Here is a 25,537-nt window from a genome sequence, read left to right as displayed (position 1 = left end):
TCTTTTCTCGTAATGCGAAATATTGCTGCGCCGCACCCATGTTTCGGGGCTCCGCGGCGCGTCTGCGCAGAACAAATCCGTTTCCGTTCAACATATCCGGTATAGGTTTTCCATGTATTGCGCTGCGCTACAATCCTGCCATGTTGACCGATCGGCTTTTCGCACGCTCGGCGCGACCGTCGGGCCCGCCGGCGGAGTCGCAGCCGTCCCGTTGGCACCACGGACCGTGGTGGTCCAATTCCTATTTGCTGACGCCGCTGCTGTCGATTCTCGTGTTCCTGGTGGTGATGAGCCTCATCCTGTGGAGCCTCAATCGCCGCGAACAGCAGCAGCAGGAAGACACCCTCTTTCGTAACGTCGCGTGGGCGCAGCAGCAGATCCGCCTGTCGATGACGGGCGCGCAGGAACAGCTGCAGGCGCTGTCGCGCGATCTCGCGTCGGGCCGCCTCGACCAGAATGCATTCCAGATGGCCGTCGCGGACGTCATGCAGACGCATCCGGAAATCCTCTACCTGAACTGGTATACGTCGCCCGGCGTGCAGCGCTGGCCGGCCGTGCATCCGCCGCTGCTCGGCCAGCGGCTCGCGAAGCCCGGCGACGCGCAGCTGCAGGACGCCGTGCGCGGCGCCTACGACGAGGCGCGCAGCACGCGCCGCCAGGCCTATTCGCCACTGATCTACGACGACTTCGGCAACGGCTTCATCACGCTGCAGACGCCCGTGATGCGCGGCGATCGCGAGTACCTCGGCTCGATCGCCGCGGTGTTCTCGGTCGAAGGCATCCTGAAGCACGACATCCCGCAGGAGCTGTCGTCGAAGTACAAGATCTCGATCACCGACGCGAACAACCGCGAGCTGTCATCCACGTCCACCCGCCCGCGCCTGCCGCGCGACTCGCACTACGACCTGCCGCTCGACCCGCCCGGCCAGGGGCTGACCGTGCGCGTCTACGCATTCCCGCAGCTCACGAACCTGACCAACAACACGCTCGTGTGGCTCGTCGCGGGCCTGTCGTGCTTCGTGCTGTGGAGCCTCTGGAGCCTGTGGAAGCACACGCGCCAGCGCTTCGAGGCGCAGCAGGCGCTGTACGCGGAAGCGTTCTTCCGCCGCGCGATGGAGAATTCGGTGCTGATCGGCATGCGCGTGCTCGACATGCACGGCCGCATCACGCACGTGAACCCGGCGTTCTGCCGGATGACGGGCTGGGACGAAACCGACCTCGTCGGCAAGGTGGCGCCGTTCCCGTACTGGCCGCGCGACGCGTACCCGGAAATGCAGCGCCAGCTCGACATGACGCTGCGCGGCAAGGCGCCGAGCTCGGGCTTCGAGCTGCGCGTGCGGCGCAAGAACGGCACGCTGTTCCATGCGCGCCTGTACGTGTCGCCGCTGATCGACAGCTCGGGCCGCCAGACCGGCTGGATGTCGTCGATGACCGACATCACCGAGCCGAAGCGCGCGCGCGAGGAACTCGCGGCCGCGCACGAGCGCTTCACGACGGTGCTCGAAAGCCTCGACGCCGCGGTGTCGGTACTGGCCGCCGACGAAGCCGAGCTGCTGTTCGCGAACCGCTACTACCGCCACCTGTTCGGCATTCGTCCGGACGGTCATCTCGAACTGTCCGGCGGCGGCTTCGACCGCGCGCAGGCCTCGTCCGACTCGATCGACATGGTCGACGCGTTCGCGGGCCTGCCGGCCGCCGCGCTGACGAGCAGCACGGCGGACGCGCAGGAGGTGTACGTCGAAAGCATCCAGAAGTGGTTCGAGGTGCGCCGCCAATACATCCAGTGGGTGGACGGCCACCTCGCGCAGATGCAGATCGCGACCGACATCACGACCCGCAAGAAGGCGCAGGAACTCGCGCACCAGCAGGAAGAGAAGCTGCAGTTCACGAGCCGATTGATGACGATGGGTGAAATGGCGTCGTCGATTGCTCACGAATTGAACCAGCCGCTCGCCGCGATCAACAACTATTGCTCGGGCACGCTCGCGCTGGTGAAGAGCGGCCGCGGCACGCCCGAGACGCTGCAGCCCGCGCTGGAAAAGACCGCGCAGCAGGCGCTGCGCGCGGGGATGATCGTCAAGCGGATCCGCGAATTCGTGAAGCGCAGCGAGCCGAAGCGCCAGCCGGCGCGGGTCGCGGACATCGTCGCCGACGCGGTCGGGCTCGCCGAAATCGAGGCCAGGAAGCGCAGGATCCGGATCGTCACGGAAATCCTCGCAAGAATGCCTATTATTTATGTCGACCCTGTACTGATCGAGCAGGTGCTCGTGAACCTGATGAAGAACGCGGCCGAAGCAATGGCCGACGTGAAGCCGGTGTCGGCGGACGGCGTGATCCGCGTCGTCGCCGACATCGACGCGGGCTTCGTCGACATCCGCGTGATCGACCAGGGCCCGGGCGTCGACGAAGCGACCGCCGAGCGCCTGTTCGAACCGTTTTACAGCACCAAGTCCGACGGGATGGGCATGGGGCTGAACATCTGCCGTTCGATCATCGAATCGCATCGGGGGCGTCTGTGGGTGGTCAACAACGTCGAGCCGGATGGCCGCATCTCCGGCGCGACGTTCCACTGCAGCCTGCCCATTGGGGAACCCGCTGATCTCGGCCAAGGGGGGCGCGAGGCATCGGCATCACATACCGTTACGGGAGAACTATGAATAGCCCTGTCACCACCACTCAGGAAACCGTCTTTGTCGTCGACGACGACGAGGCCGTACGGGACTCGCTGCGCTGGCTGCTGGAGGCGAACGGCTATCGCGTTCAATGCTTCTCGAGCGCCGAGCAGTTCCTCGATGCCTACCAGCCCGCCCAGCAGGCCGGCCAGATCGCATGCCTGATCCTCGACGTCCGGATGTCGGGCATGAGCGGCCTCGAACTGCAGGAGCGCCTGATTGCCGACAATGCCGCGCTGCCGATCATCTTCGTCACCGGTCACGGCGACGTGCCGATGGCCGTGTCGACGATGAAAAAGGGTGCGATGGACTTTATCGAGAAACCGTTCGACGAGGCCGAGCTGCGCAAGCTCGTCGAGCGGATGCTCGACAAGGCCCGAAGCGAAAGCAAGAGCGTTCAGGAACAGCGTGCCGCGAGCGAACGCCTGTCGAAGCTGACCGCGCGCGAGCAGCAGGTGCTCGAGCGGATCATCGCGGGCCGCCTGAACAAGCAGATCGCCGACGATCTCGGCATCAGCATCAAGACGGTCGAAGCGCACCGCGCGAACATCATGGAAAAGCTCAACGTCAACACGGTGGCCGACCTGCTGCGCCTCGCGCTGTCGAAGAAGCAGGCCTGAAACGTCGATGCCGGCCGCGGCGGCGCTGCCCGCCCGGCCTGCGAACGGCGTGCCGCCGCCGCGCGATTGCGGCCCGCTTGCGCGGCGGCGGCCTTTCCTCCCGGCGCGACGCGCCGCGGCCATGACGCTTCCTGCGTATTCGCTGTCGGACGGCAGCAGGCGAACGGTATAATCGCGTGCTTTGCTGCGACGCTTCGCGCGTCGCACGACCGCATTCCAACTTCCCGGCAGGACCACCACCATGACAGCCCTCCTCATCGACGGCAACGCCCTTTCGAAGACCCTGCGCGCCCAGGCCGCCGAACGCGCCGCCGCCCTGACCGCACGCGGCCACCAGCCCGGTCTCGCGGTGATCCTCGTCGGCGCCAACCCGGCGAGCGAAGTCTACGTGCGCAACAAGATCAAGGCGTGCGAGGACAACGGTTTCTTCTCGCAGAAGGATGCGTACCCGGCCACGCTGTCGGAAGCCGACCTGCTCGCGCGCATCGACGAACTGAACCGCGACCCGAAGATCCACGGCATCCTCGTCCAGCTGCCGCTGCCCGCGCACATCGACAGCCACAAGGTGATCGAGGCGATCGCGCCGGAGAAGGACGTCGACGGCTTCCACGTCGCGAACGCCGGCGCGCTGATGACGGGCAAGCCGCTGTTCCGCCCGTGCACGCCGTACGGCGTGATGAAGATGTTCGACGCGTACGGCATCGCGCTGCAGGGCGCGAACGCGGTCGTGATCGGCCGCTCGAACATCGTCGGCAAGCCGATGGCGATGATGCTGCTCGACGCCGGCGCGACCGTGACGATCTGCCACAGCAAGACGCGTGACCTCGCCGCGCACACGCGCGAGGCCGACATCGTCGTCGCCGCGGTCGGCAAGCGCAACATCCTGACCGCCGACATGGTGAAGCCGGGCGCGACGGTGATCGACGTCGGCATGAACCGCGACGACGCGGGCAAGCTGTGCGGCGACGTCGACTTCGCCGGCGTGAAGGAAGTGGCCGGCCACATCACGCCGGTGCCGGGCGGCGTCGGCCCGATGACCATCACGATGCTGCTGATCAACACGATCGAATCGGCCGAACGCGCCGCCGACGCGGCCGCCTGACCCCTTTCCCCTGCAGCCGGCGCGCGATGGCGCGTGCCGGCTCCTCGCCGGGGCGCACCGCGCCCCGCTCGCGCCGCCCGGCACCCCGCTCCGTATTCGACCCCGCGTCAATCGCGTCGTTAGAAACTAACGATTGGAAAGCGCGCGATGCGCCCCAATAATGTCGATATCGGGCGCCGCGTCGTCTTGCGCGCCTTACCCTTTTCACTCCGGTTCATCCGGCAACAGACAGGGAGTCTTATGTCCGCCAGCGCCAACACCAACCCGCTGCTCGATTTCTCGGGCCTGCCCCGCTTCGGCGAGATCCGCCCGGAACACGTGACGCCCGCGCTCGATACGCTGCTCGATGCCGCCAACCGCGCGGTCGAGACGGCAAGCGCGGCCGCGACGCCGGCAACCTGGGCCGATATCGTCGAGACGGTCGAGCATGCGACGGAACCGCTCGGCCGCGCGTGGGGCATCGTCGGCCACCTGAACGCGGTCGCCGATACGCCGGAACTGCGCGCCGCCTACGGGGAGAACCTGCCGCGCGTGACCGAATTCTGGTCGAGCGTCGGCCAGAACCTCGCGCTGTACGAGAAGTACAAGGCGATCGCCGCGAGCGCCGAATACGCGACGCTGTCCGCCGAACGCAAGAAGATCCTCGACAACGCGCTGCGCGATTTCCGCCTGTCGGGCGCCGAGCTGCCCGAGGACCGGAAGCCGCGCTTCGCGGAACTGCAGGAACAGCAGGCCGCGCTGTCGAAGGCATTCTCCGATCACGTGCTCGACGCGACCAATGCGTACGCGTACGTCGTGCAGGACGAAGCCGAACTGGCCGGCCTGCCCGGCGACGCGATCGAGGCCGCCCGCGAAGCCGCGCAAAAAGACGGCAAGGCAGGCTGGAAGTTCACGCTGCACTTCCCGTCGTACTTCCCGGTGCTGCAATACGCCGACAACCGCGCGCTGCGCGAGACGCTCTACCGCGCCTATGCGACGCGCGCGTCGGAACTCGGGCCGCAGTACGGCGACGGCAAGGCCGAATGGGACAACACGAAGATCGTCATCGATGCGCTGAAGCTGCGCCGCGAAGAGGCGCAGATGCTCGGCTACCGCAACTTCGCCGAAGTGTCGCTCGCGCCGAAGATGGCCGAGTCGCCGCAGCAGGTGATCGCGTTCCTCGAGGATCTCGCGACACGCGCGCGCCCGCACGCGGACAAGGACTGGGACGAGCTGCGCACGTTTGCCGCGAAGGAACTCGGCCTCGCCGAACTCGCGCCGTGGGACGTCGCGTACGCGGCCGAGAAGCTGCGCCAGCAGCGCTACGCGTTCTCGGAAAACGAGGTCAAGCAGTATTTCCCGGAACCGGCCGCGCTGAAGGGCCTGTTCACCGTCACCGAAACGCTGTTCGGCGTGCGGATCAAGCCGGACGACGCGCCGGTGTGGCACCAGGACGTGCGGTTCTTCCGCGTCGAGAACCGCGACGGCTCGCTCGTCGCGCAGTTCTATCTCGACCTGTACGCACGTGAAGGCAAGCGCGGCGGCGCATGGATGGACGATGCGCGTTCGCGCGCGAAGCGCGGCAGCAGCGTGCAGACGCCGGTCGCCTATCTCACCTGCAACTTCTCGGCGCCGGTCGGCGGCAAGCCCGCATGCTTCACGCACGACGAAGTCATCACGCTGTTCCATGAATTCGGCCACGGGCTGCACCACATGCTCACGCGCGTCGACGAACTCGGCGTGTCGGGCATCAACGGCGTCGAATGGGATGCGGTCGAGCTGCCGTCGCAGTTCATGGAAAACTTCTGCTGGGAATGGGACGTGCTGTCGTCGATGTCGTCGCACGTCGACACGGGCGCCGCGCTGCCGCGCGAGCTGTTCGACAAGATGATCGCCGCGAAGAACTTCCAGAGCGGGCTCGGCACGCTGCGCCAGATCGTGTTCTCGATGTTCGACATGCTGCTGCACGTCGACTTCGACCCGGCCGGCGCTACCGACGTGACCGCCTTCGCGCGCGAGATCAACGAGCGCTACCACGTGATCCCGCAAGCGGCGTTCTCGCGCTGGCCGAACACGTTCAGCCACATCTTCGCGGGCGGCTACGCGGCCGGCTACTACAGCTACAAATGGGCCGAGGTGCTGTCGGCCGACGCGTACGCGGCGTTCGAGGAAGCGGCCGCCGCGAGCGGCAGCGTGCTCGATGCGGCGACCGGCACGCGCTATCGCCGCGAAATCCTCGAGGTCGGCGGCAGCCGTCCGGCGATGGATTCGTTCAAGGCGTTCCGCGGCCGCGAACCGCAGATCGACGCGCTGCTGCGCCACAACGGGATGACCGCGCCCGCGCACTGAGCGCGCCGCACGGCCCGTTCGGCTGCATGCCCGCAAAGGCACCGCTTCGGCGGTGCCTTTTTCATGGCGCGGACGATTCGTCGTCGAACAACGAGAACTGCCCGTGGCGCGCGGCCGTATCCTCGTCGATGCGCACGCCGACGCCGAGCAACCGCACCGCCTGCGCGCGCCGTTGCAGCCCCTTCGCGAGCAGCGTGACGGCCGTGTCCGCATTCGTCGCATCGGCCACGCACTCGACCGTCGTGCGCTGGAAATCGGCGAAGCGGATCTTCACGTACAGCTTGCGGATCGACCGCGCGGCGCCCGCCCGTTCGATCCGCGCGTCGAGCTGCACGACGAGGCGGCGGATTTCGTCCGCGCATTGCTCGAGCGTCGTCAGGTCGGTCACGTAGGTCGTCTCGACGCTGACCGACTTGCGCTCCTGGTCGGCCTGCACGGGCCGCTCGTCGATGCCGCGCGACAGCTCGTACAGCCGCCGCCCGAACGCGCCGAATTCGCGGTGCAGGTCGATCAGCGGCCAGTCGCGCAACTGCGCGCAGGTCTGGATGCCGAGCCGGTCGAGCCGCGTGGCCGTCACCTTGCCGACGCCGTGCAGCTTGCGCACCGGCAGCGCCGCAACGAACGCGTCGATCTCGTGCGGCCGCACGACGAACAGGCCGTCCGGCTTGTTCCAGTCGGACGCGATCTTCGCGATGAACTTGTTCGGCGCGACGCCCGCCGAGACGGTGACGCCGACCGTGTCGTACACGCGCTGGCGAATCTCGCGCGCAATCAGCGTCGCGCTGCCCTGGCAGCGCTCCGACCCGGTGACGTCGAGGTACGCCTCGTCGAGCGACAGCGGCTCGACGTCCGGCGTGTAGTCGCGGTAGATCGCCATGATCTGCCGCGACGCCGCGCGGTACTTGTCCATCGCGGACGGCAGGATCAGCAGCTCCGGGCACTTGCGCATCGCCAGCGCCGACGACATCGCCGAATGCACGCCGTAGCGCCGCGCCTCGTAATTGCAGGTCGCGATCACGCCGCGCTGGTCGGGCCGGCCGCCGACCGCGAGCGGGCGGTTGCGCAGCGACGGGTCGTCGCGCATCTCGACCGACGCGTAGAAGCAGTCGCAGTCGCAATGAATGATCTTGCGCATGCGCGGCAGCGCGTCGCCGGGCGGCGGCGCGTGCGGTTCGGCAGGCGGAATGATGGTCGGGTTCACGGTGCCGATACTGTACAAAAACACAGTGCCGGTTTCAACTGTCGCGTGCGGCCCTGCCCGGCTGCGCCGTACCGGCCCGCCTTGCGCGGATCGTACCGGCCGGGCGCGGGCAGCGGCGCCTATACTCGTGTGCCGCAATACACGAAACGCAAAGGTGACGGATGAAGACGATCGGACTGATCGGTGGAATGAGCTGGGAATCGTCGGCCGAGTATTACCGGATGATCAACCGCCATTCGAAGGCGCTGCACGGCGGGCACCACAACGCGAAGAGCGTGCTGGTCACGGTCGATTTCGCGGAAATCGAGGCGCTGCAGCGCACGCACGACTGGGCCGCGCTCGGCGAGCGGATGGCCGGCGCCGCGCGGCAGCTCGAAGCGGCCGGCGCCGATCTCGTCGTCCTGACGACCAATACGATGCATCGCGTGTGCGATGCGATCGAAGCCGCGGTCAAACTGCCGTTCCTGCACATCGCCGACCCGACCGGCACCGCGCTGCGCGAGGCCGGCGTCCAGCGCGTCGCGCTGCTCGGCACGCGCTACACGATGGAGCTGCCGTTCTACGCGGAGCGGTTGCGCGACACCTTCGGGCTGGACGTGCTCGTGCCGGACGAACGCGGGCGCGACGACGTGCACCGGATCATCTACGACGAGCTGTGCCACGGCATCATTTCGCCGGAATCGCGCGCGACGTACGTGACGATCATCGAGGCGCTGGCCCGGCGCGGCGCGCAGGCCGTGATTCTCGGCTGCACGGAAATCACGCTGCTGATCGGCGCGGACGACTCGCCGCTGCCGGTATTCGATACGACCGCGCTGCATGCGCAGGCGGCCGTGGAGTGGGCCGCGCGGTAACCGCGATGGCGCGCTCGGCGCGCGGAAAACAAAAAACCCGGCACGGAGCCGGGTTCTTGTCGACGAAGCGCGCATCGGTCATTTGCGCTGCACATCGTCTGGTGTGCTTGGTTGCGGGGGTAGGATTTGAACCTACGACCTTCGGGTTATGAGCCCGACGAGCTGCCAGACTGCTCCACCCCGCGTCAGAGAAATAAATTATAGGGTGAGGAAGCACTCACGTCAATCCTTTTGTCACAATTTCTTCTTCGTCGATCGACGCGGCCGCGTGAGGCTCCTCCCCCGCGCCGCACGATGCGCGTTCGCACCGCGGGCTCGCGGTAAGATGGCGGCCTTCGCATTCACCCCGCACGCACACTCCCGTTCATGAAAATCGCAACTTGGAACGTCAACTCGCTCAACGTCCGCAAGCAGCACGTGCTCGACTGGCTCGCGCACAGCGGAACCGACGTGCTGTGCCTGCAGGAACTGAAGCTGCCGGATGAGAAATTCCCGCGCGCCGAGCTCGAAGCGGCCGGCTACCGCAGCTGGTTCACGGGCCAGAAGACCTACAACGGCGTCGCGATCCTCGCGCGCGACACGCTGTCCGTCGACGAGTCGGACATCGTGCGCAACATTCCCGGCTTCGACGATCCGCAGCAGCGCGTGGTCACCGCGACGGTCGACGGCATCCGCATCGTGTCCGCCTACTTTCCGAACGGCCAGGCGCCCGACTCCGACAAGTTCGTCTACAAGATGCAGTGGCTCGACGCGCTGCAGGCGTGGCTGCGTACCGAGCTGCAGCGCTACCCGAAGCTCGCGCTGCTCGGCGACTACAACATCGCGCCGGAAGACCGCGACGTGCACGACCCCGCGAAATGGGAAGGCCAGAACCTCGTGTCGCCGCAGGAACGCGCGCACTTCGCGCAACTGATCGAACTCGGCTTCGTCGATGCGTTCCGCCGCTTCGAGCAGCCGGAGAAGACCTTCACGTGGTGGGACTACCGGATGATGGCGTTCCGCCGCAACGCGGGGCTGCGCATCGACCACGTGCTGCTGTCGCCGGCGCTCGCCGACACGTGCACGTCGTGCGTCGTCGATCGCACGCCGCGTACGTGGGAACAGCCGTCCGACCACACGCCCGTCGTCGCGGTCGTCGGCTGATCGTTCGAGCCGCCCGCGCGCATTCAGCGCCGCGCGGGCGCCGGCCCGAGATGGGCCCACAGGAACCCGAATTCGGCCGCATCGGCTTGCGCGCGTTCCAGATCGTCGGCGCTGCCGTGGCCGCCGTCGGTATTCTCCCAGTACCACACCCGTTCGTGACCGAGCGCATGCATGCGCGCGGCCATCTTGCGCGCGTGCGCGGGATGCACGCGGTCGTCGCGCGTCGAGGTAGTCAGCAGCAGCGGCGGATACGCGACGCCTTCGCGCACCTGGTGATACGGCGAGTACGCGGCCAGCGCCGCGCCTTCGCGCGGATCGTCCGGGTCGCCGTATTCGTCGAGCCATGCGGCGCCCGCGTGCAGCTTCGGATAGCGCCGCATGTCGAGCAGCGGCACGCGACAGAGCACCGCGCCGAACAGCGCCGGCCGCTGCACCATGCACGCGGCGACCAGCAGCCCGCCGTTGCTGCCGCCCTCGATGCCGAGCTGCGCGGCGCTCGTCACACCGGTCGCGACCAGATCCTCGGCCACCGCGATGAAATCGTCGAATGAACGCTGACGATGTTCGCGCTGCGCATCGACGTGCCAGCGCGGCCCGAACTCGCCGCCGCCGCGGATGTGCGCGAACGCCATCACGCCGCCGCGCTCGAGCCAGCCGATACCGAACGCATCGCTGTAGCCCGGCAGGTTCGGGATCGCAAAACCGCCATAGCCCGACAGCAGGCACGGCCGCGCGACACGCGCGCCGCCTTCCGGTACGTCGAGTGCGTCGCGCGGCCCGATCAGCGTGTACGGCACCATCGTGCCGTCCCGCGAGCGCGCGCTCGCGCGGCGCACGACGAGCCCGGCCGCGTCGAACTGCACCGGCGGCCGGTCGAGCAGCACGCGGCGCGACCGCGCATCGTCCGCGTGATCCGCAAGATCGGCGAGCCAGCATTCGGGCGGATCGAGATACGTGTCGACGTCCACGTAGATCTCGTCGTTCAGCGTCGGCTCGACGGGCTCGATATCGATTTGCGCATCGGCCGGCCCCGGCCACTCGAACGGCCGCGCGTCCCACGTCCACGTGCCGTCGTCGGCCTGTCGCGGCTGCCACAGCATCGTGCGGTTGTGCACGTCGTCGAGCCAGCTCGCGATCAGCGTCGTGCGTGTGTGGGTCCACGTGCACGCGGACGTCGACGGCTGCGGCGCGAACAGCGTCGTGAATGCGCGCGACCCGGCGAGGAACGCCTGCTCGCGAATCGCGAGCAGCGAGCCGCCCGCATGGCGCACCCCGTCGCACTCCCAGTCGAGGCGCGGCTCCAGCACGAGCCAGCCTTCCCAGAACCCGACCTCGACGTGGGTCGGCACGTCGTAGCGCGCCCACTCGCCCGCGTCCGTCAGGCGGTATGCATGCGCGTCGAAGAAATCGACGCTGCGCCATGCGACGTGACGCTTGTCGACCGGATCGAAACCGGCGCCCGCGCTGATGTCGTCGGGTTCGCCGCTAAAGACGACGGGCGCATCGGCGAGCGCCGTGCCGCGCACCCAGCGCCGCGCTTCATACGGATAGCCGGCCGCGGTCGCGTGCGCTTCGCCGCGATCCCAGCTCACGTAGACGGTATCGCGATCGATCCAGCCGACCGTGTGATGACCCGGCTCGTCGATCGTGAAGCCGCCGTCGACGAAACGGCGTTCGACGAGATCGAATTCGCGCACGACGACCGCGTCGGCGCCGCCCGGCGACAGCGACAGCAGCGCGCGATCGCCGTCCGGATACAGGATCGCGTCCTGCTCGAACACCCACGATTCGCCCTCCTGCGCGCCGAGCGCGTCGACGTCGAGCAGCGTTTCCCACGCCGGTTGTCCCGCGCGCCAGTCGTCCCAGCGCGCGCGGCGCCACAGCCCCTTCGGATGGAGATCGTCCTGCCACAGGTCGTAGGCCCAGTCGCGCCAGCGGGTGGGAATCACCGGGCGTTCGCGCGGCAGGTACGCTTTCGCGAGGCGCGCCGTCAGCGCGCGATACGCGTCGTCGTCGCGCAGCGCGGCGCGCGTGCGCGCATTCTGCTCGTCGACCCACGCGCGGGCGCGCTTGCTGTCGAGCGCTTCGAGGAAACGGAACGGGTCGGCCCCGGCGGGCCAGCGGAAGGAATCGGACATTGCGGATGGGCGGAATGGCAAACGGCGTGCAAACCGCGATTATGTCCGATCGCGGCATGCGCGAAGCGTGCGCATGCCGCGAATCGTGCTCAGGGCTCCAGATGGAGCTCCTGGATCTTGCGCGTGATCGTGTTGCGGCCGATGCCGAGTCGCTCCGCGGCCTCGACCTTGCGCCCGCGCGTGAAGTCGAGCGCCTCGCGGATCACGGCCGCCTCGAAGCGGCGTGCGAGTTCGTCCATCACGTCGGACGAGTTCTCGCGCAACAGGCGTGCCACCTCGGTGCGCAGGCCGTGCTCCCACAGCGGATAGCCGGCCGGCGCGCTGCCGTTCGGCGCGGCCGCGACGGGCAAGGCCGCAACCGGCGCCACGCCGGTCGCCGGTTGCGCGAGCGCCGTCCCGCTGCCGTGCAGGTCCGCCCCGTCGCCCGTCGCGGCGACCGGCGCGCCGGACGGCACGAGGTCGGGCGGCAGGTCCTTGATCTCGACCGTCTGCGCGGGCGCCATCACGGTCAGCCAGTTCGCGAGGTTCTCGAGCTGGCGCACGTTGCCGGGAAACTGCAGCGACGTGAGGTACGCGAGCGCTTCGTCGGACACGCGCTTCGGCTCGACGCCGAGATCGCGCGCGCTCTTCTGCAGGAAGTGGCGCGTGAGCAGCGCGATGTCCTCGCTGCGTTCGCGCAGCGGCGGCAGGCGCAGCCGGATCACGTTCAGGCGGTGGTAAAGGTCCTCGCGGAACAGCCCCTGCCGCACGCGCGATTCGAGATTCTGGTGCGTCGCGGCGATCACGCGCACGTTCGCGCGCAGCGGGTTGTGTCCGCCGACCCGGTAGAACTGCCCGTCCGACAGCACGCGCAACAGGCGCGTCTGCAGGTCGAACGGCATGTCGCCGATTTCGTCGAGGAACAGCGTGCCGTTCTCGGCCTGCTCGAAGCGGCCCTGCCGCGTGGTCTGCGCGCCGGTGAATGCGCCGCGCTCATGGCCGAACAGCTCGGATTCGAGCAGGTCCTTCGGAATCGCCGCGGTGTTCAGCGCGATGAACGGCCCGTTCGCCCGCGGGCTGTGACGGTGCAGCGCACGCGCGACGAGCTCCTTGCCGGTGCCCGATTCGCCGGTGATCAGCACGGTCGCGGCCGAGTGCGACAGGCGGCCGATCGCGCGGAACATGTCCTGCATCGCGGGCGCCTGGCCGAGCATCTCGGGCGCCTCGGCCACGCGCTCGTCCTGCGGCGCGCCGCCGCGCAGGCTTTCCTCGACCGCGCGGCGGATCAGTTCGACCGCCTTGTCGACGTCGAACGGCTTCGCGAGATATTCGAACGCGCCGCCCTGGAACGCCGCGACGGCGCTGTCGAGATCGGAGAACGCCGTCATGATGATGACGGGCAGGCCCGGCAGCCGCTCGTGCATCGCCTGCAGCAACTCGAGGCCCGAGCCGCCCGGCATCCGGATGTCGGATACGAGCACCTGCGGTGTCTCGTGGTCGAGCGCGGCCAGCGCGTCACGCACGTTCGCGAAACTCTTCGTCGCGAAACTGTCGCGGGCGAGCGCCTTTTCGAGCACCCAGCGGATCGATTGGTCGTCGTCTACTATCCAGATCGGCTTCATAGGTCGGTCAGGTATGGGTAAATCCGGTGAATCGCCATGCCGCCGCTCAGTGATCGAGCGGCAGCAGGATCTGAAATTCGGTACGTCCGGGCCGGCTTTCGACCTCGATCATCCCGTCGTGCTGCTGCACGAACGTCTGCGCGAGCGTGAGGCCGAGGCCGCTGCCGTCGTCGCGCCCGGACACGAGCGGGTAGAAGATCCGGTCGCGGATCTCTTCCGGAATGCCGGGCCCGTTGTCGATCACGTGCAAGTCCAGTGCCAGCCGGTACAGGCGCTTCGCGATCGTCACCTTGCGCGCGATGCGCGTGCGCAGCTCGATCTTCGCGTCGCCCTGCGCGATCCGTTCGCGCAGCGCCTGCGCGGCATTGCGCACGATGTTGAGCAGCGCCTGGATCAGTTGCTCCTTGTCGCCGCGCAGGTCCGGCACGCTCACGTCGTAGTCGCGCTCGATCGTGAGCCCGCGCGGGAATTCCGCGAGCATCACCGCGCGCACGCGTTCGCATACTTCATGAATGTTCACGTCGCCGACGATGTGCGGATGCCTGTGCGGCTCCAGCAACCGGTCGACGAGCGTCTGCAGTCGGTCGGACTCCTTGATGATCACCTGCGTGTATTCGCGCAACTCGCCGCGCTCGCGCTCGCCGAGTTCGAATTCGAGCAGCTGGGCCGCGCCGCGAATGCCGCCGAGCGGGTTCTTGATCTCGTGCGCGAGGTTGCGGATCAGCTGCTTGTTGACCGCGGTCAGGTCGTGGATGCGCTCTTCCCGGTCGGTGCGCGACTGCCGCTCGTTCTCGAACAGCTCGACGAGCACGAAATCGGGCGCGGTCTCGAGGAAGCCGACGATCGCGTGCACGTGCAGCGGTTCGCGGCCGGGCCGGTCGAGCACGGTATCGAGATGCGTCGCGTGAAAGCGTTCCTCGCCGATCGCGGTGATCGTCGACGCGAGCTCGTTCGCGTTCGGAAAGATCTCGCCCCACGGCCGCTGCGCGAGCTGCCGGCGCGAGATGTCGAGCATCGCCTCCGCGGACGGGTTCGCGAACGCGATCCGCAGCGTCTTGCGGTCGAGCACGATGACGACCGTCGGCAGTGCTTCGAGCCCCGCCAGCAGGCCCGAACGCGCGAGCCGCTCGTCGTCCGTCAGTCGCTCGGGCTGCCCCGCTTTCGCCTTGATCAGATTCTTCAGAACCATCTGCGTGCCTGTCGCGCCTCAACGGGCCAGAAAAGGAAAATCGCCGGAACAAAAAAGGGACGGCTGGACGCCGCCCCTTTCAGACTCCGCCGTTCCCGCCGCAGGCCGCGCGACGGGAACGAACCGGCATGACGGCGCTGAATCGAAGCGCCATCGCCGATTAGAGCGAGTAGTACATCTCGAACTCGATCGGGTGCGTCGTCATGCGGAACTTCGCCAGCTCCTGCTCCTTCAGCGCGAGGTACGCGTCGATCATGCCGTCGGTGAACACGCCGCCGCGCGTCAGGAACTCGCGATCCTTGTCGAGCGCTTCGAGTGCCTGGTCGAGGCCCGCGCACACGGTCGGGATCTTTGCATCTTCTTCCGGCGGCAGGTCGTACAGGTTCTTGTCCGCTGCTTCGCCCGGATGGATCTTGTTCTGGATCCCGTCGAGGCCGGCCATCATCAGCGCGGTGAAGCACAGGTACGGGTTCGCCATCGGGTCCGGGAAGCGCGTTTCGATACGGCGGCCCTTCGGGTTCGACACGTGCGGAATGCGGATCGATGCCGAGCGGTTGCGTGCCGAGTAGGCGAGCTTGACCGGTGCTTCGAAGTGCGGGACCAGACGCTTGTACGAGTTCGTCGTCGGGTTCGTGATCGCGTTCAGTGCACGGGCGTGCTTGATGATGCCGCCGATGTAGAACAGCGCGAGTTCCGACAGGCCGGCGTAGCCGTTGCCCGCGAACAGGTTCTGGCCGTCCTTCCAGATCGACTGGTGAACGTGCATGCCCGAACCGTTGTCGCCGACGACCGGCTTCGGCATGAACGTCGCCGTCTTGCCGTACGAGTGCGCGACGTTGTGGATAATGTACTTCGACCATTGCGTCCAGTCGGCGCGCTGAACCAGCGTCGAGAACTTCGTGCCGATTTCGTTCTGCCCCTGGCCCGCCACTTCGTGGTGGTGCACTTCGACCGGGATGCCGAGCTGTTCGAGCAGCAGGCACATTTCCGAACGCATGTCCTGGAACGTGTCGACCGGCGCGACCGGGAAGTAGCCGCCCTTCGTGCCCGGACGGTGGCCCGTGTTGCCGCCTTCGAATTCCTTGGACGACGACCACGGCGCTTCTTCCGAGTTGATCTTCACGAAGCAGCCCGACATGTCCGTGTTCCACTGGACCGAGTCGAAAATGAAGAATTCCGGTTCCGGACCGAAGAAGGCCGTGTCGCCGATGCCCGTGCTCTTCAGGTACGCTTCGCCGCGCTTCGCGAGCGAACGCGGATCGCGCTCGTAGCCCTTGCCGTCGGCCGGCTCGACCACGTCGCAGGTCAGCACGAGGGTCGACTCTTCGTAGAACGGGTCGACGAAGGCCGCGCTCGGGTCCGGCATGAGCAGCATGTCCGACGCCTCGATGCCCTTCCAGCCCGCGATCGACGAGCCGTCGAATGCATGGCCGCTTTCGAACTTGTCTTCGTCAAACGCCGAAACCGGCACCGACACGTGCTGTTCCTTGCCGCGCGTATCCGTGAAGCGGAAATCGACAAACTTGACGTCCTCGTCCTTCACGAGCTGCATGACGTCGGCGACGGTTTTACTCATAACCTCTTCTCCTGATTGAACAATTCCGGCGGACTGGGAACCGCCTCGTTTATCGAGCTGACCGGGGTCTTGCTTTGGCGCAGCGCGCCCCGATTCGACCGAATTCTATAAAGCAGCTTCCGTGCCACCTGTGCGAACGCTGCGCGCAAATCGCGCCAGAGCTCGCCACGACGGGGCCGGGCTGCGCGATTCCGGGGCTTCGCGCCGCACCGGCTTCTCATCGAAAGCACCGCGATGGTGCAATCCTCGCCACTCGCGTCGCCATCCGAATCATTCTGGTGCATTCGCGTCATTCTGCACGCTTTTGGTGAACGCGTGGGCCGCGCGTGCACCGTACCGCATGCGGGCGTCCGGGCCGCACCGCCGCGCTAGAATGTTCGTTTGACCGATACGGAGACTCCCTGCCATGAGTACGCTCGACCAGCTTTACGCAAAGGCCGACGAACGCCGCGCACAAGGCGCGCTCAACTACGCCGGCGCACTGCTGCCGGTCGAGGCATTCGAACTGCTGCAGCTCGACCCGTCGGCGCGCCTCGTCGACGTGCGTACCCGCGCCGAACTCGACTGGATCGGCCGTCCGCTCGTCGGCGACGGCCAGTACCTGCACGTCGAATGGACGCGCTACCCGGGCGGCGTGCCGAACGCCGCATTCGTCGACGAACTGAAGGCGGCCCTCCCGGCCGATACGCCGATCCTGTTCCTGTGCCGCAGCGCCGCGCGCTCGAAGCTCGCCGCGGTCGCGTCCGCGCAGGCCGGCTTCACGAAGGCGTTCGACCTGCTCGAAGGCTTCGAGGGCGCGAAGGACGCCGAAGGTCACCGCAAGACGGTCGACGGCTGGTGCTTCCGGAAACTGCCGTGGATCGGCGCCTGACGGCACGCTGCTCCCGCCTGTGACGACAACCCCATCGTCGAACCGGGCGATGACATGCCGATGACGGGCCGCGTTGCGCGGTCCGTGGCCTGGGTGCGGCCGGCTGGCCGGCCGCTTACGCGCGCGGCGTGTCGGGCTCGACGACGTCGCCGCCGAGCAGATGCACGCCTTCGCGCAGTTTCACGAACGCGGCGGCAACCGCTTCCGGCTCGCCCTTCACGCCGAGGTCGATGTGACGGCGCGCGTAGATCCCGCCGCGCTCCGCATCGCCCACGCTCGGCAGGCTGAACACGCGCACGCCCGGGAAGTCGCGCTCGATGCGCTCCATCAGCGGCGTGAGCGTCGATTCCGGCAGTTCGAACACGTACAGCGAGCGCTCCGCATGCGGGGTCGCATGATGCAGGTGCGCGTACTTCGTATCGAGCACCCATTCGATCATCGGCCATGCCATCACCGGGAAGCCCGGCACGAAGTGCAGGTCGCCGACCGAGAAACCGGGAATCCTGTTGTAGCCGTTCGGGATGATCGTCGCGCCCGCCGGGAACACGCCCATGTTGAAGCGGTGCCGGTTCTCCGGCGAATCGAAATCGACCGGCGTGGCCGGATCCGTGTGCGTTTCACGGATGCGCTCGGAAATCAGCACCTTCGCGTCCGGATGCAGCTCGAGCGGCACACCGAGCGCGGCGGCCGCGCACTGGCGCGTGTGGTCGTCCGGCGTCGCACCGATGCCACCCGTCGAGAACACGATGTCGCCCGACGCAATCGCGCGCGCGAGGGTGGCCGTGATGCGCGCCGGATCGTCACCGACGTATTCGGCCCAGTCGAGCGCGAGGCCGCGCGCGCCGAGCAGCTCGATGACCTTCGCCAGATGCTTGTCCTGCCGGCGGCCCGAAAGGATTTCGTCGCCGATGATGATGATGCCGATGCTCATGCCTGCCCCATGTCGATTGCGGTGGCGCGCGAACCCGCACGCAGGTCCTCCAGCGCGCGCAGGCAGTAATGCCCGAACCACAGCGCCGAGAAGACGAGGATGAAAGCGTAAACCCAGATCATGGCCGCCGCGACGAACGGAAACAGCACCATCATCCAGACCGACGAGACCCACACGAAGGTCGGCACCGTGCCGAGCAGCCCCGTCGCGACGCCGATGCCGATCAGCGGCCAGCGGCGCTGCCGCACGAGCGCGCGGCGCTCGTCGCGGCTCGCATGCAGCGCGAGCGCGTCGTAGGTCATCACGCGGTACGTGAGCCAGCCCCAGATCACGGGCGGCAGCAGCGCGAAGAACGGCGGAATCAGCCACAGCGGAATGGTGACGACGAGCGCGACGACGCCGACGAGCGCCGCGCCGAGCGAATTGAACACGCTGCCGAAGAACGTGCCGCCGCGCTTCTGTTCGAGCGCCGCGAACTGCCGGTTCGACAGGTGCTTGATCACGACCGGCATCGAGATCGTCGCGATCAGCAGCAGCACGGTCAGCACGATCAGCGGAATCGCGAGCGACACGACCACGAACGGCGCGACGACCGCATGCAGCTGCGACATGCCGATCGCATCGAACGCGCGATACAGCGCGGCCGTCAGCACGAAGCCGTCGAGCGCGCCGCGGGCGAGATCCAGCAGCGTCTGCCACGAGAACCACAGCACGGCGCCCCACAGGACGGCCGAGACCAGAAACGGCATCAGCGTGAGCCAGAGCATGCGCGGATGCAGTGCGCTCGCCAATGCCCGGAGGAAGGAACGCAGCAAATCGTTCATGCGAGCCTGTATCGACGGAGAAAAACGGGGAAAGGATAAACCACGCGGCCCGCATGCGCCAAAGCGCATGCGGGCCGCGTGGGAGAGCCGCTCAACGTGGGAATGGCCGGATCAGGCCGATGCCGCGCCGCGCTTGGCGGGAAACAGGCGCCGGAAGATCCGCACGAACGCGAGGCCGTGCTGCGCCCAGAAGCCGTCGCCGTAGGACACGCCCTCGACCTGGTCGCGGATGCCGGTCGGCTCGACCGTGCGGTTCCACGACGCGGTGCCGAACATCATGTCCCACCACGGAAACAGCACGCCGAAGTTGCAGCCGTACTTCGTGCCTTCGTGGCCGTAGCCGACCGCGTGGTGGCGCCGGTGGAAGATCGGGCTCACGAACAGGCGCTCGCCGAGCCAGCCGAACGACAGCCGCGCATTCGTGTGCTGAATGCTCTGCATGAAGTTGGTGAACGCGGTCAGCACGACGAACTGCGACGGCGTCACGCCGATCACGAGCGCGATCGCCGCGAAAAAGCACGACTGGATCACGTCGTCGAGCACGTGGTTGCGGTCGTCGCACCACAGCGACATCTGGCGCTGGCTGTGATGCACCGCGTGCAGTTCCCACCAGATGCCGAACTTGTGCTGCCAGCGGTGATACCAGTAGCCGGCGAAATCGAGCACGACGAGATAGATCACGAACGCGACGATCGGCTGCGAGGTCACGCCCGGCCACAGGTAGTCGAGATTGACGTTCGCGACGCCGTGCAGGCGCAGCCACGCCTGGAAGTTGTCGAACAGCGGCTGCAGCGCGAAGAAGAAGAACAGCGAGTAGATGCCGAGCTTCGAGATGGCCGTGTAGATCACGTCGACCCGCACCGCCCGGCGGTTCGTCCAGCGCTCGACGGGCAGCAGCGCCTCGAGCGGGCGCAGCAGCACGAACATCAGCACCATCTGCAGCGCGCCGACGATCACCCAGTACAGCGCGTCGTAGGTGTCCTCGTCATAGTCCATCAGGTTGAACTTGAAGAGGAGCGGCTGCACGACGTCGACGTACAGCCAGGTCTGGATGTCCGACACGAACGCATCGATCAGGTGCAGCATCGCTCTCCCCCGCCCGTCATGCGCCGTTCGCAGCGCGCCACGGCGCGCGGTCGTAGAAATAGATGCCGTGCGGCGAACGGCCCACGGCGATCGTCTGCACCAGCTTGCGCGACGCGAGGTCGATGATCCCGACCTTCTTCGCGAAGCGGAACGTCACCCACAGCGTCTTCTTGTCGGCGGACAGCTCCATGTCGTCGGGGCCCGGCAGCAGGCCGGTGATGTCGCCGACGTTGGTGAGCGTGTTCTCGTCGATGATGCTGATCGTGTTCGCGACGCGGTTCGTCACCGCGACGTGCGTGCCGTCGGCGAGCGAGCGGAAGTTGTGCGCGCCCTTGCCCGTGTAGATCTGCTTGACGACCTTCTGGTTGCGCCAGTCGACCACCGCGACGTAATCCGCGCCGGTCATCCCGACGAGCAGGTATTTGTCGTCCGGCGTGAGCCACAGGCCGGCCGGCACCTTGCCGACTTTCATCTTCCATTTGACCGTCTGCGTCGGCAGGTCGATCGCCGCGATCTCGCCGGACACCTGCAGCGACACGAGCAGCGTCCTGCTGTCCTTCGTGAACGCGAGATGGCTCGGCATCACCGCGAGCGGCACGCGCTTCACGAGCTTCAGGTCTCGGCCGTCGTAACCGTAGATGTCGACGCGGTCGAGCCGCAGGCCGGCCGCCGCGAACCACTTGCGGTCGGGCGAGAAGCCGAGCTGGTACGGATCGTCAATCCCTTCGACGGTGCGCTGCAGCTTGCCCGTCTTCGGATCGAGGAACATCAGGCTGTTCGAGACCGAATTTGCGACGATCAGCGACGTGTTGTCGGGCGTCGCCATCAGGTGATGCGGCTCCTTGCCGGTCGGCATCGTGCTGACGACCTCGCGGGTCTGCTGGTCGATCAGGGAAAGCGTCGCTTCGGCCGAATTGAGGACGATCACGTTATTCGCGTGTGCGGCGGGCGCCAGTACGGCGGCGGCCAGCGCGAGCGTGCGGCCGAGGGAAAGGAAAGTACGCATGAAGACTCACGTCGAGGAACAACCGTCATTGTAAAACGTTCAACCGGGCCTGACGGTTGACCGTAGCGGGGCATTGCGCCGCTTCGACGCGTGCCGCGGCGGCGCTGTCGGCCGGCCGGGCAGGCCCCGCGCGGCCGGCCGCCGGTGCGGGCCCGGCAAACCGCTGTTGCGCTAGCGCTGCATCGACTCCCAGACCTTGTGCAGCCGCTTGACAGAGACCGGCATCGGCGTGCGCAGTTCCTGCGCGAACAGCGAAATCCGCAGTTCCTCGAGCAGCCAGCGGAATTCCGCGAGCCGCGAATCGGCCACGCCGCCGCGCTGCGACACCGCGCGCTGGTACTGCTGGACAAGCGGCAGCAGGTCGGCCGACTGCTTCGCGTCGCGCGCCGGATCGGCCTTCAGCTTGTCGATCCGCAGCGCGATGCCCTTCAGGTAGCGCGGAAAATGCGCCAGTTGCGCGTAGGGCGTATCGATCACGAAGCGCTTGCCGACCAGCGCGGCGAGCTGCTGCTGCAGGTCCGCGTGGGCCTGTGCGAACGGCTTCGCCTGCGCGAGCTTCTTCACGAGCCCCGCGTACTCGGCGAGGATCTGCCCGACGAGCCGCGCGATTTCCTGCGCGAGCAGGTTCAGGCGGCTCCTGCCCTCGTCGCGGCGCGCGTGGAAGCTCGCGTCGTCGTCCGGCAGCGGGTCCTGCAGGCATGCGCGGTCGAGCGCCGTGTCGATCAGCTGGTCGCGCAACTCGTCCTGCGTGCCGAGCGACATGTACTGCATCGCCATCTCGCGCAGCCCCGGCAGATTCTTCTCGAGGAACTTGATCGGCTCCTTCAGCTGCAGCGCGAACAGCCGCCGCAGGCCGGCCCGGTGGATGCGCGCGGCTTCCTCCGGCGAATCGAACACCTCGACGTCGCAATGCGTGCCGCGGTCGACGAGCGCCGGGTAGCCGTACAGCATCTGGCCGCGCCGGCGGATCTCCAGCAGCTCGGGCAGCTTGCCGAAATTCCACGTCGTCAGGTTCTCGTACAGCGCGGTTGCACCGGCTTCCGCCGCCGCGGCCGTCTGCGGCGCCGCGCCCTTGCCCGCCTTCGCGTTGCGGCCGGCGGCACCCGTCGCGGCAGCCGCGCCCGGAGCCTGGCCGACCGGCTGGCCCGCATCGGCGTCGCCGCCCGTCGCGAGCGTCGACGCCGCCGCGATCTTCTGGAACTGCTGCTGCGCCTGCGCGCCCAGCTCCTGGCGAAGCTGCGCGAGATTGCGCCCCATCGCGAGCTGGCGGCCGTGCTCGTCGATCACCTTGAAGTTCATGAACAGGTGCGCGGGCAGCGTCTCGAGCTTGAAATCGGCCGTCTTCATCGCGACCTGCGTCTGGCCGCGCACGTCGGCGATCAGCGCCTCGACGAGCCCGCCCGCGCCGAAGCGCTCGCGGCCCATCCGCTCGACGAAGCCGGCCGCGTACTCGGGCAGCGGCACGCAATGCCGGCGCAGCTTCTGCGGCAGCGACTTCAGCAGCAACTGCACCTTTTCCTTCAGCATCCCGGGCACGAGCCACTCGCAGCGGCGTGCGTCGACCTGGTTCAGCGCGTACAGCGGCACCGCGAGGGTCACACCGTCGCGGGGCGTGCCGGGCTCGAAGTGGTACGTGAGCGCCATCTCGACGCCGGCCATCGTCGCGCGCTTCGGGAACAGCTCGGTCGTCACGCCGGCCGCCTCGTGGCGCATCAGGTCGTCGCGCGACAGGTACAGCAGGCGCTGCCTGTCGTCGGGCTGGCCGCCCTTCTTCACCTCGTCGCGGTACCAGCGCTCGAACGCGGCGCCCGTGTGGATACCCGCCGGAATCGCGTGGTCGTAGTACGCGTAGATCAGCTCGTCGTCGACCAGCACGTCCTGGCGTCGCGACTTGTGTTCGAGCTGCTCGATGTCGGCGAGCAGCTTGCGGTTGTGCGCGAAGAACGGCAGCTTCGTGTCGAATTCGCCTTCGACCAGTGCGCCGCGGATGAACAACTCGCGCGCGCGGGCCGGATCCTGCTTGCCGAACGCGACGCGCCGGCGGTGGTAGATCGGCAGCCCGTACAGCGTCGCGCGCTCGTATGCGCTGACCTGCGCGGGGCGCTTCTCCCAGTGCGGCTCCGACAACGACTTCTTCAACAGGTGCGCGCCGACCTTCTCGACCCATTCGGGCTCGATCTTCGCGAGGCAGCGCGCGTACAGCCGGCTCGTCTCGACGAGCTCGGCCGCCATCACCCAGCGGCCGGCCTTCTTCGCGAGGACGGAACCCGGCCACAGGTAAAACTTGATCCCGCGCGCGCCCAGATAATGCGGATCGTCGTCGGCCTTCAGGCCGAGGTTGCCGAGCAGGCCGGTCAACAGGGCCAGATGCACCTGTTCGTAGGTCGCGTCGGCTTCGTTCAGCCGCCAGCCGTGCTCGCGCACGACGGTCAGCAGTTGCGAATGAACGTCGCGCCACTCGCGCAGCCGCAGGTGCGACAGGAAGTTCTGCCGGCACGCGTCGACGAGCTGGCGGTTCGACTTCTTGTGCGCGACGGCGTCTTCGAACCACGCCCAGATCTTCAGCCACTGCAGGAATTCGGACCGCTCGTCCGCGAACCGGCGGTGCGCCTGGTCGGCCTGCTCCTGCGCGTCGATCGGGCGGTCGCGCGGGTCCTGCACGGACAGCGCGCTCGCGATGATCAGCACCTCGCGCAGCGACTGCTGGTCGCGCGCGGCAAGAATCATCCGGCCCACACGCGGGTCGAGCGGCAGCCGCGCGAGTTCGCGGCCGAGCGGCGTCAGCGCGTTGTCGTCGTCGACCGCGCCGAGTTCGTTCAGCAACTGGTAGCCGTCCGCGATCGCGCGGCCGGGCGGCGGTTCGAGGAACGGGAACGATTCGATCGCCGTCAGGTGCAGCGACTTCATCCGCAGGATCACCGACGCGAGCGACGAGCGCAGGATTTCCGGATCGGTGAAGCGCGCGCGCGCCTGGTAGTCGCTTTCCTCGTACAAGCGGATGCAGATACCGTCGGCCACGCGGCCGCAGCGGCCCGCGCGCTGGTTCGCGGCCGCCTGCGAGATCGACTCGACCTGCAGCTGCTCGACCTTGTTCCGGTACGAATAGCGCTTCACGCGCGCGAGCCCGGTGTCGACGACGTAGCGGATGCCCGGCACCGTCAGCGAGGTTTCGGCCACGTTGGTCGCGAGCACGATCCGGCGCGCGTTCGACGCCTTGAACACCTTGTCCTGATCCGCTGCCGAGAGCCGCGCGAACAGCGGCAGGATCTCGGTGTGCGGCGGATGGTGCTTGCGCAGCGCCTCGGCCGCCTCGCGGATCTCGCGCTCGCCGGGCAGGAACACCAGCACGTCGCCGGGGCCTTCGCGGCACAGCTCGTCGACGGCGTCGACGATTGCGTCCATCAGGTCGCGCTCGGCCTCGCGCGCGGTCTTCACGCGGTCGCGGCCGCCCGTGCCTTCGGCATGCTTCACGGCCGGGCGATCCTCGGCCACCGGCCGGTAGCGCATTTCGACCGGATACAGCCGCCCGCTCACCTCGATCACGGGCGCCGGGTGCTCGTCCGTGCCGAAATGGCGCGCGAAGCGATCGGCGTCGATCGTCGCGGACGTCACGATCAGCTTCAGGTCCGGTCGCCGCGGCAGGATTTCCTTCAGGTAGCCGAGCAGGAAGTCGATGTTCAGGCTGCGCTCGTGCGCCTCGTCGATGATCAGCGTGTCGTACGCCTTCAGCAGCGGGTCGGTCTGCGTCTCGGCGAGCAGGATGCCGTCCGTCATCAGTTTCACGGACGCGCCCGGCGCGAGATTGTCGGTGAAGCGCACCTTGTAGCCGACCACCTCGCCGAACGGCGTGCCGAGTTCTTCGGCAATCCGGCGGCCGGTCGACGATGCGGCGAGCCGGCGCGGCTGCGTATGGCCGATCAGGCCCGTGCCGCCCGCGCCGAGGCCGCGGCCGAGATCGAGACAGATCTTCGGCAGCTGCGTGGTCTTCCCCGAGCCGGTTTCGCCGCAGACGATGACGACCTGATGACCGGCGATCGCGCGCGCGATTTCGTCGCGCTTGCCCGACACGGGCAGGCTTTCGGGGTACGTGATCGGCGGAACGGGATTCGGCGCGACGGCCGCGCGCGGGGGACGCTCGCGGCGCGGCGCGCGCTCGGCCGCCGCTTGGGGCGCGCCCTTCGCGGCCGGCTGGCGCGCATCGCCGCGCCGTTCGTCGCCGCGCGGCCCGCGCGGCGCGTGTGCCGGCGTGCCCGCCGGCTTGTCCTGCTGCCGGCGAGGCGGCTGGCCCGGCTGCTCGCGTGCATCGGCCGCACCCTCCGGGTGCCGGGCCGACGGCGTATTGGCCCGCGTCGGCGCGGGACTTTTAGAAACATTCGACATGGGGGCGCATTATAA

Annotated in this window: 17 protein-coding genes, 1 tRNA gene and 1 pseudogene; 7 read left to right on the top strand and 12 right to left on the bottom strand. The window is 67.7% G+C overall.

The window, feature by feature from the left end:
- Positions 1 to 3: 3 nt before the first annotated feature.
- Positions 4 to 221 (bottom strand): annotated as a pseudogene (locus HWX08_RS34695) (hypothetical protein); the annotation flags it as partial.
- Here HWX08_RS34695 and fixL point away from each other — a divergent pair.
- The 4 genes from fixL (at position 141) to HWX08_RS15780 (ending at position 6,722) form a co-directional block, all read left to right on the top strand.
- On the top strand, positions 141 to 2,657 hold the full coding sequence (fixL, locus tag HWX08_RS15795) for an oxygen sensor histidine kinase FixL (RefSeq protein WP_069257082.1): 2,517 nt from the start codon (positions 141 to 143) through the stop codon (positions 2,655 to 2,657). The pseudogene HWX08_RS34695 and the gene fixL sit on opposite strands and share 81 nt — an antisense overlap.
- On the top strand, positions 2,654 to 3,292 hold the full coding sequence (gene fixJ / locus HWX08_RS15790) for an oxygen response regulator transcription factor FixJ (protein WP_006493245.1): 639 nt from the start codon (positions 2,654 to 2,656) through the stop codon (positions 3,290 to 3,292). The genes fixL and fixJ overlap by 4 nt, the downstream gene beginning before the upstream one ends.
- 241 nt (positions 3,293 to 3,533) lie before the next feature.
- Complete coding sequence (folD, locus tag HWX08_RS15785; RefSeq protein WP_069257083.1) at positions 3,534 to 4,394, top strand: bifunctional methylenetetrahydrofolate dehydrogenase/methenyltetrahydrofolate cyclohydrolase FolD; 861 nt, start codon at positions 3,534 to 3,536, stop codon at positions 4,392 to 4,394.
- Positions 4,395 to 4,634: 240 nt separating this feature from the next.
- The gene (locus HWX08_RS15780) at positions 4,635 to 6,722 is read left to right on the top strand and encodes a M3 family metallopeptidase (protein WP_174921654.1); all 2,088 of its coding nucleotides are present in this window, start codon (positions 4,635 to 4,637) and stop codon (positions 6,720 to 6,722) included.
- Between the two features lie 61 nt (positions 6,723 to 6,783).
- Here the strand turns inward: HWX08_RS15780 and dinB are convergent, their stop codons facing one another.
- Positions 6,784 to 7,947, bottom strand: coding sequence for a DNA polymerase IV (gene dinB / locus HWX08_RS15775; protein ID WP_174921653.1), 1,164 nt, complete (start codon positions 7,945 to 7,947; stop codon positions 6,784 to 6,786).
- Between the two features lie 137 nt (positions 7,948 to 8,084).
- Between dinB and HWX08_RS15770 the strand changes: the two genes are divergently transcribed.
- A complete protein-coding gene (locus HWX08_RS15770) occupies positions 8,085 to 8,777 on the top strand; it encodes an aspartate/glutamate racemase family protein (RefSeq protein ID WP_069257086.1) in 693 nt (230 codons plus the stop codon).
- A 108-nt stretch (positions 8,778 to 8,885) separates the two neighbouring features.
- On the opposite strand, the gene HWX08_RS15765 is transcribed toward HWX08_RS15770, so the two are convergent.
- A tRNA-Met gene (locus HWX08_RS15765) sits at positions 8,886 to 8,962 on the bottom strand.
- A 181-nt stretch (positions 8,963 to 9,143) separates the two neighbouring features.
- On the opposite strand from HWX08_RS15765, the gene xth reads away from it, so the two are divergent.
- The gene (xth, locus tag HWX08_RS15760; protein ID WP_174921652.1) at positions 9,144 to 9,920 is read left to right on the top strand and encodes an exodeoxyribonuclease III; all 777 of its coding nucleotides are present in this window, start codon (positions 9,144 to 9,146) and stop codon (positions 9,918 to 9,920) included.
- A gap of 23 nt (positions 9,921 to 9,943) precedes the next feature.
- Here xth and HWX08_RS15755 read toward each other — a convergent pair whose 3' ends face one another.
- From HWX08_RS15755 to glnA, 4 genes are all read right to left on the bottom strand, one after another.
- A complete protein-coding gene (locus tag HWX08_RS15755; protein ID WP_174921651.1) occupies positions 9,944 to 12,058 on the bottom strand; it encodes a prolyl oligopeptidase family serine peptidase in 2,115 nt (704 codons plus the stop codon).
- A gap of 89 nt (positions 12,059 to 12,147) precedes the next feature.
- Entirely contained in the window at positions 12,148 to 13,659 is a 1,512-nt protein-coding gene (gene ntrC, locus HWX08_RS15750) for a nitrogen regulation protein NR(I) (protein ID WP_107313969.1), read from the bottom strand.
- Between the two features lie 46 nt (positions 13,660 to 13,705).
- Positions 13,706 to 14,848 (bottom strand): nitrogen regulation protein NR(II), encoded by a 1,143-nt coding sequence (gene glnL, locus HWX08_RS15745; RefSeq protein ID WP_069257090.1) that lies wholly within the window; start codon positions 14,846 to 14,848, stop codon positions 13,706 to 13,708.
- A gap of 160 nt (positions 14,849 to 15,008) precedes the next feature.
- Positions 15,009 to 16,424, bottom strand: a complete 1,416-nt coding sequence (gene glnA, locus HWX08_RS15740; protein ID WP_069257091.1) for a type I glutamate--ammonia ligase — start codon at positions 16,422 to 16,424, stop codon at positions 15,009 to 15,011.
- Positions 16,425 to 16,830: 406 nt separating this feature from the next.
- On the opposite strand from glnA, the gene HWX08_RS15735 reads away from it, so the two are divergent.
- Positions 16,831 to 17,295 carry a rhodanese-like domain-containing protein gene (locus tag HWX08_RS15735; RefSeq protein ID WP_069257092.1) on the top strand — a complete coding sequence of 155 codons (465 nt, stop codon included), beginning with the start codon at positions 16,831 to 16,833 and terminating at the stop codon, positions 17,293 to 17,295.
- A gap of 115 nt (positions 17,296 to 17,410) precedes the next feature.
- Here the strand turns inward: HWX08_RS15735 and HWX08_RS15730 are convergent, their stop codons facing one another.
- From HWX08_RS15730 to hrpA, 5 genes are all read right to left on the bottom strand, one after another.
- Positions 17,411 to 18,226, bottom strand: coding sequence for a competence/damage-inducible protein A (locus HWX08_RS15730; RefSeq protein WP_174921650.1), 816 nt, complete (start codon positions 18,224 to 18,226; stop codon positions 17,411 to 17,413).
- Complete coding sequence (locus HWX08_RS15725) at positions 18,223 to 19,050, bottom strand: EI24 domain-containing protein (RefSeq protein ID WP_069257094.1); 828 nt, start codon at positions 19,048 to 19,050, stop codon at positions 18,223 to 18,225. Before HWX08_RS15725 ends, HWX08_RS15730 begins: the two co-directional genes overlap by 4 nt.
- 111 nt (positions 19,051 to 19,161) lie before the next feature.
- Positions 19,162 to 20,136 (bottom strand): sterol desaturase family protein, encoded by a 975-nt coding sequence (locus HWX08_RS15720; protein ID WP_174921649.1) that lies wholly within the window; start codon positions 20,134 to 20,136, stop codon positions 19,162 to 19,164.
- A 16-nt stretch (positions 20,137 to 20,152) separates the two neighbouring features.
- Positions 20,153 to 21,142 carry a YVTN family beta-propeller repeat protein gene (locus HWX08_RS15715; protein ID WP_174921648.1) on the bottom strand — a complete coding sequence of 330 codons (990 nt, stop codon included), beginning with the start codon at positions 21,140 to 21,142 and terminating at the stop codon, positions 20,153 to 20,155.
- 171 nt (positions 21,143 to 21,313) lie between these two features.
- Complete coding sequence (gene hrpA, locus HWX08_RS15710) at positions 21,314 to 25,522, bottom strand: ATP-dependent RNA helicase HrpA (protein ID WP_175807035.1); 4,209 nt, start codon at positions 25,520 to 25,522, stop codon at positions 21,314 to 21,316.
- Between the last annotated feature and the right edge of the window lie 15 nt (positions 25,523 to 25,537).

This window comes from Burkholderia metallica (genome assembly GCF_902832845.1).
GTDB lineage: Bacteria > Pseudomonadota > Gammaproteobacteria > Burkholderiales > Burkholderiaceae > Burkholderia > Burkholderia metallica.
Note: the sequence above shows the minus strand (reverse complement) of the source record. Positions and strands in the feature narration are given on the sequence as shown.